Raw genomic sequence first — 19,088 nt, 5'->3', positions numbered from 1 at the left:
GATCCAGATATTAGGTTATAAAATGTTATGAGCTATTCAGCTTTAGTTGAAAAAGAACCATTTATTTATTTGATGAATATTTTGCATTCTAAGACTGCTTTCTTTCTCAATTTATATTTGTTTTATTCACCAGAAAAAGAATTAGATCATATATTTAACAAATCCAGTAAAAAAAGTCGGACTTGTGAGAGAGCAAACACCCTCTCCCGTCCGACGCTCGCTCTTATCTCCATAGCTGAAAGATAGGGATTCTATCGCTCGCATTTTTATTTTTGGCTCAATTTTGTCTCCACTTTTTCAAGAACTTTTTCTAATTTTTCAAGCGGCACTTCTGTGCTTTCAGAAATATTTTTCAAATCTTGGTAGGAAAGTCCTTTTGAGCTGCGGAGAAGATTTCTTTGTTCATGATCATGCAGCAATAACTGAACCGCATCTGGTCTGGAATAATGCCCCAATCCGTCAAATACCACTTTCGCCGCCTTGATCTCATTCGCATGGCAATCCGCGTAAACAATCGTATCCTCGTTATAAACCGGTCCGGCGATGTATTCACCAAATGGGTTGACGATCGCGGCACCGCCTACCGCCCAACTGAAATCCATTTCTGGGCTATCAATAAAATGCTTATATTGAGGTTCAAAGTCTTGTTCTCTTAACAAACCAGCCACGCTGATGACAAAGCTTCCTGATTCAAAAGCGTATTCTCTGATGGCAAACTGTAAATCGCATGGATCTCCTGGTTCCGTCGTTGCGTGGAAAATTCGTCCTTTTCTCTTGCCATCGCCGGTCTTTTGCCCGAACGTCCAAGTTCCAGGCCAGTTGGCAATATGGAACTCTTCACCCATCAACATTTGAGCGGCTCTGACTAAAATCGTATGGTGCTCCCAGCAAATAAGCATACCGATTCGCCCGATATCGGTTTGATACACTCTTAGATCGCTGCCATCTCCCAGCCCATGGTAAAGACGCTCATTAAAGGTAGGCATTAATTTACGGTGCCGTCCTAGTATGGAGCCGTCAGGACCGAAAAGGATTTGCGTATTATATAATGTGCGCGCTCCATCGGTATCATCGATCTCGTTGACCCCCATTACACAATAGACCCCTGCGTCTTTGCATGCTTTTCCAATGATTTCAGTATCTTCACTTGGAATGGCAATGGAGTTGCTTTGAAGCGCTACATTCCACTCATACCATTCATCGATTTGGCTCGCGTAACCGGCTTTATAGTATGCCGGAAAGACAGGTATGTAGGTTTCGGAGAACGCCACTAATTTCGCGCCGTTTGCCCCTGCTTCTTTGATTCTTTGGCAGGCGATTTCAATAGATTTTTCTTTGTTGAAAACAATTTGCGGTGCTTGCACTGCTGCTACGCGTACTGTCTCATGCCCTCCAAAAACGGATTTGTTCAACTTTTCATTTCGAATTTTAGCCATGACCGTTTCCCCCTTATATTATTTTGGATGGTATCCAATGAAATATATATATCGGTCTATTAACTTTTATGAATCAAAAATTAAATTAGAAATATGGAACAGCATTTAATCTTTCCTGTCGTATATGATGCCCATCTAGTGCTGTATTTCGGGAAAATGACGAGATCCATTCCCGGCTGCCTTAATTTCAAGATCGTGTTCGCAATCTTTTGCAGGCGTAGCATTGATAATTAACGGCCGCTACCTCATCGTATCATTGCTGCTAGAAATCACCAATTACTTGTTTTAATGGGCAACGACTTTTATTCCTTCATTTTTACAAAGAGATTGCTTTTTATAGCTATATCATCTCCAGGCGGTATTCCTTATTTAAAAGAGGGATTCTCTTTTCAACAGTCTGAAAGTTCGGATCAAATTAAATCCGAACTTTCTATTTTTTATAAGTATTAATGTGTTAACTATTGCTGAAAAAACAAAAAGGCTGACCCATCAGTGCCTGACCTCACGTGCATTTCACAATATATCGTTCATTGATCCAATATTTATGTCCTATAATTGCGCTGTGAAGTCTGACACTTGCTTTCGTTCAGCCTTTTATTAATCTTTCACCTAAACGTCTGATGTAAAAAAACATTTCTTGATGTTATGGACGGATGAAAACTTCTGTTCCGTTTGGCGCCATCGAAGCTAATTGTAGTACGTCTTTGTTGTGCATTCGGATGCATCCTTTTGACACATATTTTCCGATGGAAGATGGATTATTGGTGCCGTGAATGCCATAATGAATCTTCGATAAACTTAACCACATAGCGCCAAAAGGCCCCCCAGGATTCGGCTGGCGATTGACAATGACAAAGTCGCCAACAGGTGTTGCGGTCACCATTTTTCCAACACCAATCGGATACGTACGAACGATGCTCCCCTTCCTTTTTAACGTTAACTGCCGGCGGCTGACAGAAATATGGATTGTATATGGAATAGAACCTTTGGCAGGAAGATGAGGAATAATAATCGCCTGGCCGGGAACGAGGATAGAAGAGATGGTTAAAGGGAGCGGCCTTCATTAACTGAAACCAGCCAGAGATTTCGCATATTCGAAAGGAGTGGTCACTACTTTTAAATACATTTGCCTATCTTTGATCGAATAGAGAAGCAATTGGTGGTCATACAGCGGATGGATTTCGATTAGCCACACTTTTAAGTTTTCATCGATGATCAGATCAATACCCAAATCCGCATAATTCCCTCCGCATTGATCAAGGGTTTTGCAAGCTGAGACGCAAAGATCAATCATTTCCTGTTCTTTTAAAAATACTTCCCTTTCGTTCATTTGAAAAACTTTCCTCAACGCTTCCTTTCCAGTTAAAAAGATTCCTGACCGGTCAAAGTTGGCAGTAATTCCTGTTGTGTCTCCCAAACGGGCAATAATGCCCGAACAGTCCCAATGTTTAGAACTGTTTTTTTGCATAATGACTCGGAAATCAAGGCGGTGATCTCCATAGCTCTTGGCCGAAACTGCCTGTTGTATAAGATAGTCCTCATGCGTTATTAAGCTGTTAAGAAATTCCGCTGCTTCTTCTTTGGAATGAAAACATCTTTCCCCCTTAGATTCGTCAAGAAAACGATATCCGCCGCATGTTTGATCCACTTTGAAAAGTCTCTTTTCATTTTTTGTTTCTATCGGTTTTAAATAGACTTCTCCATACAAAGACAACATATGATCCAAGCTTTGAACGTTTTCCAACTGCTGGGTATATGGCAAGTGTTCGCGCAAATAAGGATATGGGGAGAGCCATTGCCACAATTCCCATTTATCAAACAAATAGGAATTGAACATATTTTCTCCAATTCCAGAAATAATTTGATCATACACTGGCTTTTTTACATCTATTTTCCGGTAGATGATGTCCGGATACGGAAAGAAACCATACTTCCATGGAGTTTCATCTTCTTTCGCAGCCGGGTCATAGTAATAACCTTCAACAGTTTGGGCGGATGAATGGATTCTATTGGCTGCACAAATATAAATGAGTCCTCGTATGTCTGAGTAGCTGCTTAAGTAGTCCTTATATGCATTTAATGACTCAGGCGTGATATCCCGTTCTTCCTTGAAGGCCATAAAGGCTATAACCGGGCCGAGATGTAGTTTTCTTCCTTTCATTTCTATTTTATATGGAAGGTGTTCCGGCAATTGGAAAGGCAGTTTTATTGCGCTTGATAAGCCAATCGTATTTTCAGGTATGCCGCTATCAATCTCCACTTCGACTTCCTGTTTCCATATGCCAACTTGTAAGATCATCCGCCGAGGTATAACTTCCCTTTCTTCTATGATTGATTCGGGAAGAAAAATCGTGTTGGATTTTTTCTCTGGAATCCATTTTATATACCACTTCATGATAACCCCTGGTTACTAAAATCTATAAAAATCGACACATCGCGATGGAACCAGGAAACATCGCTTACCACTCGGATTCTCACCGAGTTCCATCAGGAAGGGAATCCCCTTGTCATTCACCTGCTGTGAAAGACATCCCGTGGCTCGCTGTTAGCGACGGCATCTGTCGTGCACCATTCCTTCCATCGGTCAGTACACGACAACGATTTTAGCAACCAGGTCTACCCCTCCTTTAGTTGAATTTGGTACTGGTTCAGCCAACAACATTTGTGCAATATGTTCCATAATGACCATTCATGCTCTTGTTTGAAATTCTCGATTTTGTGTAACATCGTCGCGATATATTGGCGTTGTTTCTTGCCGCTTTTCGATTGCTTGTAGGATTCTTCCATCGACCCTAACAAAGCAATCAAATGGCGCTTCACTTTCGTTTTTATGATGTGAATGAGTTCTTTTGGCAACTGTTCACGATACCCTAATCCACGTCTGCCAATGACAAATGCGGCACTTTCATGGACGGATAACCCATACTTTTTCATATACTTGAACCGCCCGATGACGCTTGTATATGCCGGATTCACCTTTTTGATACAAAAGCCCAGTCTTAAGCCCCGACGAAGGATTGTTTCTGTCAGCTTTTTCTTTTTGAAATGGTGTGTCAAGCGATTGAATCGTTTGTCCGTATCGTGCTGCTGTCTTAGTTGAATGTTTTCGATGACCACTGCCCCAACATTCTCTTGAAGCAGCCAGTCATACACATCGCGCACCGTTTCACCGATGAGGTTGTTTCTCTTATTCGCTCTTACGTATTCCAGTTCATGGCAGTAAAATACCTTTGATTTAAGAAAGTTTCCTTGTTTCGAAACGATGCTTACGGCGATGCGGTCAATATTGATATCCATCCCAGCGATTCGTTCCGCTTGAATTGGTTCATCATAGGCAAGTTCCCTGCCATATACCTCTTCTTCATAGATGAGATGAATGTAATATTCCCCGTTTTTGCGTTTGATTTCGACGGTGTATGGTTGATATTCGATGATCGGCTTGCCTTTTGCATTCACTCCAACTTGTTCTCCCATGACGAGATGGATGATTTCATCTTCATATTTTTCAGGAACAGACACAGGGAATCGTAAACGGGGAGCGTATTTCCCTTTTGGTTGTCCAAGTGGATTGGCGATTTCTACATAACATTGGTACGTCTTGTCGTCATAGGTGAGGCGAATATTCAAATTCCCTTTTTTACTTTTATCGCCTCTAGCGTACAACTGATTCGAACGCAAATCTTTCCATTCTTCGTTCGTGATTTTTCCTTTTAGACGCTTATAAAAGTTCTCTTTTCCGCCAAAAATCACACGTGGAATCGTTCCTTGGTCGAGATGGTGCTTTAGTTCGGCTTCTTTAGATTTTAGTTTTTCTAATCGACGCTGTAATCCGTCTAAACATGCTGGAAGATCGACTTTTTTCGGTGTTTTTCTTCCGTGTTGATACTCATCGATTTTCTTTTCGGTTTTTTCGATTTTCGCCTGCACATCCTCTAAGCGCATTGGAAGCAGCTCACGTTGAGAAGAAATCAGCGATTGAGCAAGCAAGACCGCATCTTCGGCAAACCGTTTGTTGAGCCGAAATTGGTGCGGAAGGTGTTTGATGATGTCTTTTGCGTTCCTTCCCTCCAGCAAACGGTTGAACGCGTATCGCTTCGCGGAACCAAAGACGCGCATCAACTCATCTAATGAACGAAGGTGTGTTTCATCATTGGAAACAATTTTCATCACCCGAACCGTTTTCATCCCCTTGCCTTCCCCCTATGTTTGAATCATTTAGAACATATATTCGCCAAATCTTCTTCATTTCCTTTTTACATGAGGAAGAGGGAGATGATTTTTTATCATCAGACAAGAAACGATGAAAAAGATGGAGAACATCCACCTCTTTACGTCCAATAACAAGAGATATTTACATGATTTTATACATTTTTATAGATGTTTAACAAACTGCTTATACCTCCGGAAACCCGGCAAGTCTCTTGGCATAAAGCATATTCAGAAGCTTTATTCGATAAAACAGCGGACGATCATGAATATCAAGAGCAAACAACGGACTAGGGTTTAGATTGTTCATTTCAATGATCCACATCCTTCTTTGGGTGTCTATGCCGATATCAACGCCTAAATTTCCGCAATGTACCCCGCATTGTTCAATCCTTTGTGCGGCTTCATGTACGATACGCGATATTTCTTTCCGCCACTTAAAGACCTCTTCAGTGGAAAGGCCAAATATTTTTTGCAGCGTAATTTCTCCAATTTCGGCAGTGCCGCCCGCTAAAATATTTGTCACAATGCTGCCTTGCTGGCCATATTTGGCCACCATGCACATATCATTCCACACACCTGCCTGGTCTTTTACCATCACGATGCGGAAATCGATTTTCTTTTCTTCGAACGATATCAGGTCAAGAGCTTGCTGCAAAATATACTTTTTCCCCTTGAATTGGCTTTTGAAGAAATCAGCCAGGCTAAAGAGATTGGAAAAGGTTATCTCATAAGGGATGCCATCTTGATGATACTGCAATTTCAGGCCATGTTCCTCGCTTTTGGAAACCTTGAAAATTCTCTCACCCATGCTGCCATGAAGCGGTTTTACATAAATTTGCCGGTGAAGGTTCAAAAAAGATTCAAGATCCTCTGGCTTTTTGTAGAGAATCGTCTCAGGCAAATACTGCTTTAAGTGAGATGCTTGACTTAACCATTTATACATTTCCCACTTATTGAATACATAACTGTTAAATAGCCGGTTGCCGAAAATCGTTTGAAAATGATTTCTCCAGCTTTTGTTAAGATAAATCGTTTTAAACACGGCGGCTGGATACGAATAAACGCCTTGTTCCCATTCTTTCGTGTCCGGGTTAAACATATATCCCTCTATTGTATATTTGAAAGGATCCATGCCTTCTAGTGAAAAAGCAACAATCGCTCCGCCAATGCGGTCATAATCGTATAAGTAGTTGGATAAATATTGCACGCTATCGTCCAAACTGCTCTTCTTTGATGCGGTCAGAATACCTATATAAGGCCCGATTAGAATTTCATTTCCCTCCCGCCGGATTTCGTAACGGCCGCTGAGAGGAATCCTTAAGGACTCAATCACCCCAATCGATAATTTCATTTCGTTTTCGTTTAACCTAGAAGATATTTTCAGCTTAATTTCTAACGCTTGGATGCCAAAACGAAGAAACCATTTTTTTAGGGCGGAAATATTTTTTTGTTTCGCGGTGTTCGGATGGATCGTCAAACAGTCTTGAGCCTGCAGGTCCGGAATGATTTTATATTTCGGATTCATCGCTATCCTCCCAGCCAAAACCGGCAATAGAAGTTGAATAAAGAATGGGTTCGTAACATATCCGCCGGTAGATGTCATCATCCAATGTTTTAAATCCTTTAAAGGTTGGGCGAACATTAGCTTCTATAAACCAGTAATGTTTTTGTTGATCAAGAGCAAGATCCAATCCAAATTCAGCAAAATGGAATCCTGTTTGATCCATCATTTTGCAAAACTCCATCGAAATGGAGTGAATATCTTTTCTCACTTGTGTGGGATCCACTTCGGTACCAAAGGCTAATGTTAACGCTTCACTCAACTCAAGCGCTCTGCCTCCATTGGAAATGTTCGTAATCATCTTCCCCGTCCCTGCAAGTCTGCACTCTATTCCATTACAAACCCACTGCTTCCATCTGTTTTTTTGCATCACTACTCTTATATCCCAAGGACTACCGTTGATTCGCGCTAAATCCAAAAAAGGCTGAATGATATAATCGCGTTTTAAATATTTTCCTTCGTGCAAATAATCCTCCAATTGTGATGCGGGAATCGTAAAATTGGTAAACTGTCGATAATCATGAACTTCGAGGGTCCCGTCAGGCTTGGATGTGATAATCGATATCCCTCTGCCTCTAGAAAGCTTATTCGGTTTCAGAATGACTTTTGAATATTTATGAAGAAACGCTGATAAGCTGTCAACACCTAATAATGCCGTTTCTGGCAAATATGGGTTCAGCCGATCATTTTTCTTTAACTGAGTATACAACTGCCATTTATCAAACCTTACAGCATTAAATACTTCCCAACTGGAAACGTCGCTGCATTCGTTAACGAAATTATTCCTGGAATTAAATCCTCTTCGATAAACAACCGACGGCAGAGGCAATTTGCCATATACCCACTTTTTGTTCTCGTAGTTGAAGTATAGGCCATAAATACACTTTTCTCGCCAGCTTATGGAGCAGTGCCTGAACGCGATGAAAAGCCCCCCTACTTTTTCATAAACTCCCATAGCATCCGTTAATTCCTTTAATCTGCGATGGTGATAATAATAATGCTGGTCGCCAAGCAAAAAGCCAATAACTGGACCGATATAAATGGTTGTGTTGGTATAGCGTATTTGATACGTGGCAGATTTCTGAATCAAAAGCTGATCAAACACATTTTGGGAAAGCCGGATCAGAGCAGGATCATGAAAATGATCTCCCGTACATTCATCAATGGAGGATGAAGCTTGCACTGTGATGGGGATTTCGTTTTGGCCAAATATCAGTTTAGTCTGAGTTTTCAATTTGTCTGCCAGATTTTTTGAAACATATATCGTATTTCCTGAATCTTCAATCCCCCCCGTGTCCTCTCTCTCCACTTTGATCCACTTCATTTCGTTGCCCCCTTTCCGTTACATGGTTATACATTAGAAATAACAGATAATGAAAAGCATTATTCAGAAGGTTCGATTGTGCTTCCGAATCCATGTGACGATACAAGTATGGATCTTGTTCAAAACCAGCAACGTAAATGAGGTAGGGACAACCATTCTCATCAAATATATAATCAAGTGTACAACTCCCCATGAAGGGAATGTAAAAATCTAAAAATTCTCCTATTCGTAAAGAAACATCGGCTAATGTTTCCTCAACATTTTTGTTATGATAAGGATCGCAGAGTATATCACTTATTTTAGAAGAACAGAATGCATTTCTTGAAAATATGCCGTTCTTGGCCGCTATGGTTGTAACGGACCATCCTCCATTTGCGTCCTTTTGAAGATAGATTCTAGCTTCTAAGGGGCCGTTCTCCCACTGAAAGCATTCGATTCCCTTCATTAGAATATGTTTTTTGTTGTTCGTCATTTTTTGGATATAGTTAACAATATCGTTCTTTTCGCATATCTGTCCGTTTTGGCCGATACAAATCATGTAGTTGTCGTTCTGAGTTTTTTTGATAACGACAGCTTTTGGTGGATGGAACGTTTTTTCCGGCAGAAGAAATAGCGTATCGTACTTGTGAAGATACTCCGTTAAAGTTGCGGCATTTAATGTTACTGAGGGCAAGAGAAATTGTTCAGAGCCTGTTAAAGAGGCTAACATTTCGAAAATGATGCCCTGAACAAAACGATTAACAGGATTGATGACCATGATATTTTCCATTTTCCTTAAGTGCCTCATTTTCCCAATTTTATCTTCGGTCGAATGAAGGGCAAAATTATAAATAAGAGGGGGTAATTCGCAAAATCCTTGACTTACCCGATCTCCTTCTATGATCGTGCCGCTAATGGCCTGCTCCTCCAAATCCAGATTTTGTAATGTAAACAAGACGGTTCTTATGTTGTATTCTTCTGATAATTTGCTGAAATGGACAATCATTTTTGGAAAAATGTGCTGCTGTTTTTTTGCATTATATATAAAACCAAAGTCAACGGTTTCTGTTTGCACTAGTTTCACCTCTTTACTTCCGATCAGATAACAGCTTTCAATACTCTATCTTATGACTGCGTCATTTATTGGTGTATAAGTCCAAATAAATCATTTGGCATAAATAAAAAGCATTTAGGTCAAGCTCATTCAAGACGAAAGAGCAGAAAAGCGCGAACAGAAGCAGACTCGATGGAAGAAGTAAAAGGAACTATTTAAAAAAGCTTAACCCCCCTATTGACACCACATGTTTAAGGAGAGCAAAAAGGTTTATTGCTCTTGGGAATTCTGGGTGTTAGGCATAACAATAGGCTTTTGCGGCGGGAGTACATATCGCTCTGGAATAACCGGCCCTCTGTCTTCATGGCCTGGAATCACTTTTCCTGGTGTCCATGACCCTTCCGGCAGAATTCGTTGAGCATTATAGAAATGCAGTCCAAACCAGCGTCTAAAACCGCTGATAATCCCAATGGCTGTAGGAGCTCCACTTGCTGTGCAGATTACCGCTGGGTTTCCGTCGAGTTGCCCCATGTAAATCCCAACATGGCCGATGTAAAAAGTACCGTCGGGCCGCTGTTTCCACCAAGTGAGTATATCTCCGGGACGAAGGTTTTCTAACCCTTCGAGGCTCCAATACCCATCGACGATTTTCGTATAGACGCCTTCCACTCTTGTACCGATATTGTCATATTTTTTCGCGACGCCAGTTAATTCAAAACCAAAGTCGCCATAGACTAATTTCGTAAACCCCGAACAATCGACAACTCCGTGGGAATGGTATGAGTTGAAGCCATGGCCGTATACCGTATAGCCATGCTCCATATACCATATCGCGCGTTCTACGATTTGATCAGCCAGACTTCCCTTGATATGTTTATATGCTTCTCTATACTGAGCCACTTTCACCAATTCATTATTGACATAGTCATCATAATTCTTTTTGTATTTAGCGATCGCTTCTTCTGTTGTCAAAGATACATAGGAAACAGGCATCATTCACCCTCCCTCAATTAGGATTCGATGAAAAAAGGGTGTTCTTCTTCATTCAAACATTTCAAAATTCTTTCTTTATATGTTTTCCACTTCACCTTCTGCAAGGCCTCATCGATGGTAAAATACCCCGCATCTAAAGCATCGTCTCCTCCCGCTAATTCACCGCTTACCGGCGTCCCGAGAAAAAGTACCGTACATCTGCTGTTTTTGATATCTTGAATGATTCCACAAAATTTGGTCAAACGGACTTCAATGCCTGCCTCTTCCCTGACTTCCCTGATGGCTGCCTCCTTGATGGATTCGCCGTTTTCTACATAGCCGCCAGGGAATTCCCACCCTCTTTTCCAATTCTTAACCAATAGAATTTTGTTCTCACTATTAACAACAGCTACGGAAGCCGCTAATCTATGTTTTGGAATCGCCATGAATCTCCTTCCTTTCCGTGCAGTAACCTATGCTTATTAGATACTGTTCAAGTAAATTCACAAATAATTCCATGTCCTTATAGGTAATATCCCCGATATTTGCTACCCTGAAGGTATTCTGTCCTTCGAGCTTGCCGGGGTAAATGGTATATCCGTGGCGATAAAAATAATTATGCATCTCCTGAAAATCGTAGCTAGGGATATTCGGTTCCATAATGGCTGTTATGATCCGGGAATGATGCTCTTTCTTGACTAGATGGGTTAAACCCAAGCGAGTAATGCCATTGATCAGCACTTCCCATGATTTGGTATATCTCTCATACCTCTTCTCAATCCCTTCCAGACGCGTCTCAATGATCGCCTGCTTTAGTGCATAAAGTGTCTGCACCGGAGGGGTGAACCGCATCTGCTTCGTTTCTAAAAAATATTTGTACTGTGAATAAAGATGAAGATAAAAATTTCGCGGGCGAAGGTGTTTAGTCATTTCTAAATGATCCTTTTTCGCAACTACAAATGCAACACCGGCCATTCCTTGAAGATTTTTATTGGAAGACGCGGCAAGATAACTAATATTCATGGCTTCCATATCAATCGGGATCGCCCCGAAGGAACTCATGGCATCGACAATCATTTGGATTTGATATTTTTTGCATAGACGTCCAATGGATTCAATATCATTCAGGAGGCCTGTCGTTGTTTCATTATGAACGACGGCCAGATGGGAAATTTTACGTGCAGAGTTTTGAATCATCGCTTCTATCGCAGCAAGGTCCAAAGGTTCGTCTGGTCTGCTTCGATATTCGATATAATTTAACCCATAGGCTTTCGCAATCTGGCACATCCTCTTGCCATACGCGCCATTATTGACAATAAGCACAGCCTCCTCGCCAACAACCGAGCTCAAAATTGCCTCAACGGCCGCGGTGCCCGATCCCCCGAACAAAACAGTGGTATAATGCTCGGGGTCTGCAACAAATTTTGTAAGTTCATCGGAAATAAATTGCATGACATTGCCGAATTCTTCTTCTCTCGGACAGATGTCAGGGACTACTTGCGCGTATTTAACGGTATCCGTCGTTGTCGCAGGCCCCGGATTGAGCAAGATGTTTCTTTTTACCGGCGGAACATTCTTTTCTTTCGCTTTAATCATCGGATAGATATAACGTTGTGCGCGAAGCAAATGGTGTTCGTTGTCAATTTCGCACCAGGCAAGATCATCCAACTTGTGAACATATAGATTCACTTGATGGGAAATGCCGACAAGAGCGTGTTCATAATCGAGTTTAAGGTCATCATCAAAGCTCATTTCAGCAAATTTGCACATGGCTTGAAAGGTAGGATAGGAGATTTTCGTAATGCCTACTAACTCCGCATAGATATGGTTGAGTTCATTTTCTTTTTTTGCCATATTTCGCAAAAAACGATATTCATCGGCCTCGATAAATACTGCGTCATCCGAACCTGTCAACTCACTCGCCAAAATAACATCCGGCCTTTTATTGTTGATTAATATATCCAACGCTTTTTTTTCATAAATTAAGTCACTCTCAAGAAGAAGAAAGTCATCCGAAATATGATTCTTTAAATGGTAAAGGGTGTACATACTGCCTGTTTTTTCATATTCGTCATTGCGTACGCATGCAATTTGCGGGTATCGCGTGGCCAGACGATCGTAAGCTTCCGCCAAATAGCCTGTTCCAATCACGATCTTTTCGATTCCCATCTCAAGCAATTTACAAATAGACTGTTCTACAATTGGCTTTTCATCAAGCATTAAAAAGCCTTTAGGCTGATTTTTCGTTCTTTCTCCCAGTCTGGTTCCCATTCCCGCCGCTAAAATGACTGCCGTTTTAATCATGAAGAAACACCTTCAATCTTTCTTTCACTTCATATGGCTTCATTTTCGGCCGCCCGAGACCTTCTTTGGATCCTTTGGCTATTTTCATGTATAGAAACGTAAGACTTTTCTCTCTCTTCCAATCTTTGATACACGATTCCAATTCCTCAAGGTTATGAACGTAAATCGATTTCGAGTAGCCGCAAGCTGCCGCAATATCCACGAAATTGACGTTGTGTGATACAGTGCTCTGGCCGCCTGTCGAATCATGTGTGTTATTATCCAATAGAATATGCAGCATATTTTTTGGAGCGTAGTATCCATTTGTAGCCAGGCTTCCCATGCGCATAAGCAAAGCCCCGTCTCCTTCAATAACGACGATATCTTTATCGTTTTTTGCCAGTGCAAGCCCAAGTCCCAGAGAACTGACACAGCCCATGGAACCCACCATGTATAGATTATTCGGAGCATCTTCAATCTCGTAGAGCTCCCGTCCTGTTTTTCCGGTTGTGGCCAACTGAATGGTGTTGTTATCCTTTAATGAATTGATCCGCTTTAATGTTTCGATTCGGGTTGGAAGTTGATCATCTTTCGTTTTCCCGACCTTTAACACGTTTAAGTTAGATCGTTGTTTTTGATCCTTTAACGGCTCTTTCTCAAACGTATTTTTTTTCACGACAAAAAAGAAGGTTTGGTCCCTTTCGATATATGAATGAGCTCGCACAAGTTGATTTTTTGCCTGCTCGAAGTCAGCCGATAAATATTCCCATTTAATTTCCATAAGATCGAGCATTTTCGTTGTGATACGTCCCATCAATTCATGCTGCGGTTCATCAGGAATGCCTGGTTCGCCTCTTAGGCTTACAAATCCAAGCACAGGAATCCGAAAAGGATAATTCAGGGAAACCAATGGCGATACGGCATTGGTTAACCCTGAATTTTGCATGAGAACGACCGGCTTCTCGCCTGCCAGATAAGCCCCCGCGGCAATCGCCACCGCTTCACCTTCATTCGTTGCCGCAACATAGTCGCAATCATTAATCGCATAATTGATTAAGTTCTTTAGAAAAGAACACGGTACCCCGCTGAAGAAATGAAAGCCCATCTTTTTTAATTCTTCACCGAACATTTTAGTGTTTATCAAATAAATCACCTGCCTTTTGGAGGTCGCGGATGGTATCGATATCAAGCCATGAACCTTTGATATATTTCACCGCAATAGGGCGGAACGAACTAATGTAATTAAAAAGGTCCGCCATTGTCAGCTGTTTGAAGTCTTCTCTTTTTGATAGTTCTTCTAAAGCTTTTTTTACAATTTTAGAACCGTTTTTTGTCACCTTCCAGAGACCGATAAATTCACCATGGATTTCTTCTTCTTTCAAGTCCCCTGACATTTTGATAAACCGGACAGTGCTGGAGTAAAGTTTCTTAGAATAAGGTGTATCGGTGGATACGAGGTCTTTATCATGACTGATCGTTTCTACATCAGCGTCAACAATGAGGGTAATGTCGTTCATATCGTTCAGAAGATCGTTGAGGATATAGTTTTTGAAAATAATATCTCCATAGCTGATCACAGTATTCTCTTTAATTTTGTCCTTGGCTAGATATAAGGAGTAAAGTTCTTTCGTTTCTGCAAACAAGTCATTGTCAATAACCGAAAAATTCGCTGCGGCAACCTTATCTTTGGCAAAGCCTCTAACCACGCAAATATCTTTGATGCCAACCTTATTAAATTCATCAATTTGCGTCGCGAGCAAGGATTTTCCTCCGACCTCAAGCAGAGTCTTTGGAATCTCTGCAGTCAGCTCATCCATATCGCCTCTGCTCGCCGCCAATATAATGGCATTCACGTTCTTTCCAGAAGCCGGAAGATATCTTTTTTCGGCTTGTTTCAATTCATCTACTCCCTGAAGCCTGAACACTTCGTTCACGGAAACAACGTTAGGCTCTATATTCACAAGGCTTTGTTCTTGACGAATTTGCCGGCTCGTTTCCTGCATCGCCTTGATCGCTGCCCTTAGATTATGATTAGCCCAAATCACGAGGCTAACACCCAATTCTCTAAACTTCTGCGTTGGAACGGAATAATACTTTGTCGGTACAATCACGACTGGAAGTCTGTTGCCCCATTCTTTCATAAATACTTCGATCTCCGCAGCATCGTTTCTCTTGCTGTGTATCAAAATCGCGTCGGCCCCCGCCTGACGATAAGCCTCGGCGCGGCGAAGCGCCTCTCTGAGCCCCCATCCTGCGATAAAGGCTTCCACTCTCGCAACGACAACAAAGTCATCGTCAGTCTGGCTATCCTTCATCGCTTTGATTTTCCCGCAAAACTCTTCGATATCCGCAAGCGGTTGTGCTTCTCCACTGATAAAAGAATTGGTTTTCGGAAATAATTTGTCTTCTATACAGACACCGGCAATTTGCCTTGATTCTAATTTTTTTACAAGACGTCGGGCATTATTGAAGTTTCCGTAGCCGGTATCCCCGTCCAGCAAAATCGGTATGGACGTAGCATCGCTCATAAACTCCAAAACTTCCAGCACCTGTGTCCATGAAGCTTCGTTGTTGTCTCTTACTCCCATGGAAGCGGAGATGGACAGTCCACTCGCCCAAATTCCTTTAAATCCGGCCTCTTCCACAATTTTCGCCGACAATCCATTGTGAGCCTCCATGATAAATTCCAATGAATTAGAATTGATTAGATTCCTTAACTGAGTTGTCTTTTTCATCGCTGATCCCTTTCATTTATAAAATTTCATTTTTTGATATCGCATGAAATTTGAGTTAAGGCATTATTGCCTGTTTTAACTTTTGGAAAGAGTCCTGAACCATGACGCGGTGAGGGATTTTAAGAAGCACGACAGAGTCCTGGTTTAAAAAATGCTTAAGGATTTGATAGATTTCCGTTCCGCTGTTGGAAAAATAAACTTTACTTGGATCCATTCCGAGTTCTACGGCTTTTCTTCCGATTTCCTTCGCTTCATCCCCTACGACAAACAGGTAGTCAACCTGTGTTTCCACCACTTTTTCGCCTATCCTCGCATATTGTTGCCTTGCAAATTCACTCTCCCCAAGCTGGGGCATATATCCCAAAATCGCGATCTTCGTTTTCGAGCCGGAGGTTTCTTGAAGTACTTCAAGTGCGGACGCCATGGAAAGAGGAGCTGCATTCCATGTATCGTCAATGATGGTGCATCCGCCTGCTCCGTGACGGAATTGCAGATGTTCTTTCATCTGTTCAAAAGATGCCAATCGTTCGCAACATTCCTCTACACTCATGCCCGCGCTAGATGCGGCCGCGATAGCGGCAAGGGCGTTGTATACATTAGGCTTGCCGTAACCCGGCACAAAAACTTGGTAAGTTTGATCTTGATGCTTAAGAGTGAACTGCATTCCGCCATCCACGTTGCGGACATTTTTCGCTTGAAAATGGCATCCGTCACTGAAGCCAAAATAGATGACCCGTTGAAATCCGCTAACATCGAGAACCTTTTTTATGTTGCTGTCATCAGCGTTTAAGATGATAATCCCTGTCTTCGGATCTAATCCGTTTATGATTTCGGCTTTCGCCTTCATATAGGCTTCCGGTGTTTTGCAATCCTTTAAATGGTAGACATCAATGTTTAGCAAGACTCTGATTTGGGGTTGGAAATATTGAATGGTGTTGGCCAAATAACCTGGGGAAGCAACAGGCATTTCAAAGACAGCTGCTTGTGTCTCATCATCAATACCGAGCAAATATTTTAAATTAAGGGATCTTTGATTATTGCTGAGAAAGGTGGATTGGACTTTATAATATTTTCTTAATATATGCTTTACCATTTCTTTGGTCGTTGTCTTGCCACAGGTACCAGTGATGCCGATAATCGGGATGTCAAAAAGATGGCGATAATAGTTAACAAACTTCCAATAGGCCTCCTCTATATTTGGTACTTTAATAATCATGACATCCTTGCCTATATCTTGGAAATAATCAGGATTGTCTGTAACAACAACGACCGATTTGTACTTTTGAAATAATTTTTTGTCAATTTTCATATCGTTGTAACGGTAAAACAGCATCGTTTGGTCTTTCATTTTTTTGGGTCGATAGACGACATTTTGTATCAAGGGATTGCCGGATCCCTGTATGACAGTGCCACCTATCTCCGCAAGAATTTCTTGGAGATATAAACTTTTCATGTGCATTCTCCCCTTTATTCATGAAACGATGATTTTCGCCTTTAGTTCTTTAAATGAGTCCTGAACCATGACACGATGAGGGATCTTGAGAAGCACGATCGCTTCCTCGTTTAAAAGAGGGTGAAGGATCTCATAGATTTCCGTCCCGCTGTTGGAAAAATAAACTTTACTTGGATCCATTCCAAGTTCTAGAGCTTTCCTTCCGATTTCCTTCGCTTCATCCCCCACCACAATGAGAAAATCCACTTGTGTTTCGATTACTTTCTCTCCCATCTTGGCATACTCTTGCCGTGCATACTCTCCGTCCCCTAACTGGGGCATATATCCTAAAAGAGCGATTTTCGTTTTGGAACCGGCAATTTCTTTCATTACTTGAAGAGCGTTTGCCATAGAAAGAGGAGTTACATTCCATGTATCGTCAATGACGGTGCAGCCACCGAGCCCGGAATGGAACTCCAAATGTTCGATTACTTGATTGAACGACGCCAATCGCTCGCACGCTTCCTTTATATCCACCCCTGCACTCCACACCGCTGCGATGGCGGCAAGCGCATTATACACGTTATGTTTGCCATACCCTGGCACAAAGACGGGATAGGTTTGATTTTGATGACGGAGCGTAAACCTCATACCTTCTCGGTCATAGGCGACATCCGTTGCTTGAAAGTCGCATCCGTCGCTGAAGCCGAAATAGAGAATGATGTTGCGGAATTTACTCACATCAATTTTTTTGATGTTCTCGTCATCCGCATTTATGATGAGAGTTCCGTTCACCGGATCTAAATCATGCAGGATTTCCGCTTTCGCCTCCAGATAACGTTCCGGAGTTTTACATCCCACCAAATGATACACGTCAATGTTTAACAAAATCCTTATCTGTGGGCGAAAATATTTTATATAAAAAGTGATATCCCCTGGGGAGTCTACGCCCATTTCAATCACGGCTGCTCCTGTTGTCTCATCAATTCCAAGAAGATAACGATGATTTCGATGACCGCCGTTGAAACTCTTATAAGTAGCTTGGACTTTATAACGTTTTTCAAGAATATGTTTAATCATTTCTTTTGTTGTTGTTTTACCGCAGGTTCCTGTTACCCCTATAATGGGGATATCAAAAAGGCTGCGGTAATAATCAATGAACTTCCAATAGGCCTCATCTACATCTTCTACTTTTATGACAATCACATCATCGCCAAGATGGTTAAAGTCTTGTGGCTTTTCCGTTACAACAACAATAGGTTTATATTTTTGAAACAGCTTGGAGCGGATTTTTCTTTTTGTATATAAATCAATGAGCAGTGTATGATTATCTACCTTATAGCGTTTCGTTACCACATTCTTAATGAGAGGATTTCCCGTTCCTTGCACCAATGACCCGCCAATTTGAGCAACAATCTCGTTTAGATAAAGCCATTTCATATACGTTTCCTCTCTTCCTCATTTTCTCGGTGTGTAATATTGTATACATGCGATTGTGATGTGGTTACTGTATATTGGGCGGGAGCCTATTTATACGACCCGGCATTAAACAGATTTTAAGACATGATACGGCAATCAGATGTGAAAGGTTTGTGCCATTTCCCATCTGAAAACGAATGAAGCACAACATCTGCCGCAATGTTCTGAGCATTGTGCCTAAGTACGCTTATTTAAAACTAAATAAAAAATGGTCTACTGTATCTGCCAGTAGACCACCATCATAGATTGCTTGCCATGAAAAAACGAGAATATAACCTAAAAAATCGGAATAAGACTTCTGTTTTGTAAGACCATGCATATTCATTGTTCAAATTGAACCTCATGTCCATTCCCAGGTTTTCGAGCCTAATTATTGATAAAAAGCACCTTTCAGTAAAAAAACGTTTAATATATAGTAGCTTGGCTAAATGAAAAACATCAAAAAGGAGCATTCCTCCCGTCTTGGAAACCATATGCAGTGACTAAAAAACACACTTCCAAACGGTGAACATGATTTCCAATTTTGTTATTAAACGTGTAATGCCTAGCGAAACTGCCCCTCTTTTACCGGATTACCCCCTGATTTTGAGAACACCCTATCTGATTTAAGGTTATTCATGAACC

13 protein-coding genes and 1 pseudogene are annotated in these 19,088 nt (G+C 41.4%); all 14 read right to left on the bottom strand.

Going from position 1 to position 19,088, the window contains the following annotated elements; genetic code table 11:
* Positions 1–266: 266 nt before the first annotated feature.
* Positions 267–1,436 (bottom strand): carbon-nitrogen hydrolase family protein, encoded by a 1,170-nt coding sequence (locus B9L23_RS09490; protein WP_062754331.1) that lies wholly within the window; start codon positions 1,434–1,436, stop codon positions 267–269.
* 643 nt (positions 1,437–2,079) lie between these two features.
* Positions 2,080–2,466: pseudogene (locus B9L23_RS09485) on the bottom strand (L,D-transpeptidase); the annotation flags it as partial.
* A 33-nt stretch (positions 2,467–2,499) separates the two neighbouring features.
* Positions 2,500–3,597, bottom strand: a complete 1,098-nt coding sequence (locus B9L23_RS09480; RefSeq protein ID WP_169712554.1) for a YheC/YheD family endospore coat-associated protein — start codon at positions 3,595–3,597, stop codon at positions 2,500–2,502.
* 455 nt (positions 3,598–4,052) lie between these two features.
* Positions 4,053–5,621 (bottom strand): IS200/IS605 family accessory protein TnpB-related protein, encoded by a 1,569-nt coding sequence (locus tag B9L23_RS09475; protein ID WP_089097518.1) that lies wholly within the window; start codon positions 5,619–5,621, stop codon positions 4,053–4,055.
* Positions 5,622–5,829: 208 nt separating this feature from the next.
* Positions 5,830–6,996 (bottom strand): YheC/YheD family endospore coat-associated protein, encoded by a 1,167-nt coding sequence (locus B9L23_RS09470; protein ID WP_169712553.1) that lies wholly within the window; start codon positions 6,994–6,996, stop codon positions 5,830–5,832.
* Positions 6,997–7,153: 157 nt separating this feature from the next.
* Entirely contained in the window at positions 7,154–8,530 is a 1,377-nt protein-coding gene (locus tag B9L23_RS09465) for a YheC/YheD family endospore coat-associated protein (RefSeq protein WP_089097516.1), read from the bottom strand.
* A complete protein-coding gene (locus B9L23_RS09460; RefSeq protein ID WP_089097515.1) occupies positions 8,487–9,584 on the bottom strand; it encodes a YheC/YheD family protein in 1,098 nt (365 codons plus the stop codon). Before B9L23_RS09460 ends, B9L23_RS09465 begins: the two co-directional genes overlap by 44 nt.
* Before the next feature lie 249 nt (positions 9,585–9,833).
* On the bottom strand, positions 9,834–10,556 hold the full coding sequence (locus B9L23_RS09455; protein ID WP_062754342.1) for an NlpC/P60 family protein: 723 nt from the start codon (positions 10,554–10,556) through the stop codon (positions 9,834–9,836).
* A 17-nt stretch (positions 10,557–10,573) separates the two neighbouring features.
* Positions 10,574–10,981 carry an NUDIX hydrolase gene (locus tag B9L23_RS09450; RefSeq protein WP_062754344.1) on the bottom strand — a complete coding sequence of 136 codons (408 nt, stop codon included), beginning with the start codon at positions 10,979–10,981 and terminating at the stop codon, positions 10,574–10,576.
* The gene (locus B9L23_RS09445; protein ID WP_089097514.1) at positions 10,962–12,839 is read right to left on the bottom strand and encodes a 2-aminoethylphosphonate aminotransferase; all 1,878 of its coding nucleotides are present in this window, start codon (positions 12,837–12,839) and stop codon (positions 10,962–10,964) included. Before B9L23_RS09445 ends, B9L23_RS09450 begins: the two co-directional genes overlap by 20 nt.
* Positions 12,832–13,962: a phosphonopyruvate decarboxylase gene (aepY, locus tag B9L23_RS09440; protein ID WP_081189742.1), complete on the bottom strand. Its 1,131-nt coding sequence runs from the start codon at positions 13,960–13,962 to the stop codon at positions 12,832–12,834. Before aepY ends, B9L23_RS09445 begins: the two co-directional genes overlap by 8 nt.
* Positions 13,949–15,553, bottom strand: a complete 1,605-nt coding sequence (aepX, locus tag B9L23_RS09435; RefSeq protein WP_089097513.1) for a phosphoenolpyruvate mutase — start codon at positions 15,551–15,553, stop codon at positions 13,949–13,951. Before aepX ends, aepY begins: the two co-directional genes overlap by 14 nt.
* A gap of 55 nt (positions 15,554–15,608) precedes the next feature.
* On the bottom strand, positions 15,609–17,006 hold the full coding sequence (locus B9L23_RS09430; protein WP_089097512.1) for a Mur ligase family protein: 1,398 nt from the start codon (positions 17,004–17,006) through the stop codon (positions 15,609–15,611).
* An 18-nt stretch (positions 17,007–17,024) separates the two neighbouring features.
* The gene (locus B9L23_RS09425; protein ID WP_081189739.1) at positions 17,025–18,425 is read right to left on the bottom strand and encodes a UDP-N-acetylmuramoyl-tripeptide--D-alanyl-D-alanine ligase; all 1,401 of its coding nucleotides are present in this window, start codon (positions 18,423–18,425) and stop codon (positions 17,025–17,027) included.
* Positions 18,426–19,088 lie beyond the last annotated feature (663 nt).

It is taken from the genome of Parageobacillus galactosidasius (assembly GCF_002217735.1).
Taxonomy (GTDB): Bacteria; Bacillota; Bacilli; order Bacillales; family Anoxybacillaceae; genus Parageobacillus_B; species Parageobacillus_B toebii.
Note: the sequence above shows the minus strand (reverse complement) of the source record. Positions and strands in the feature narration are given on the sequence as shown.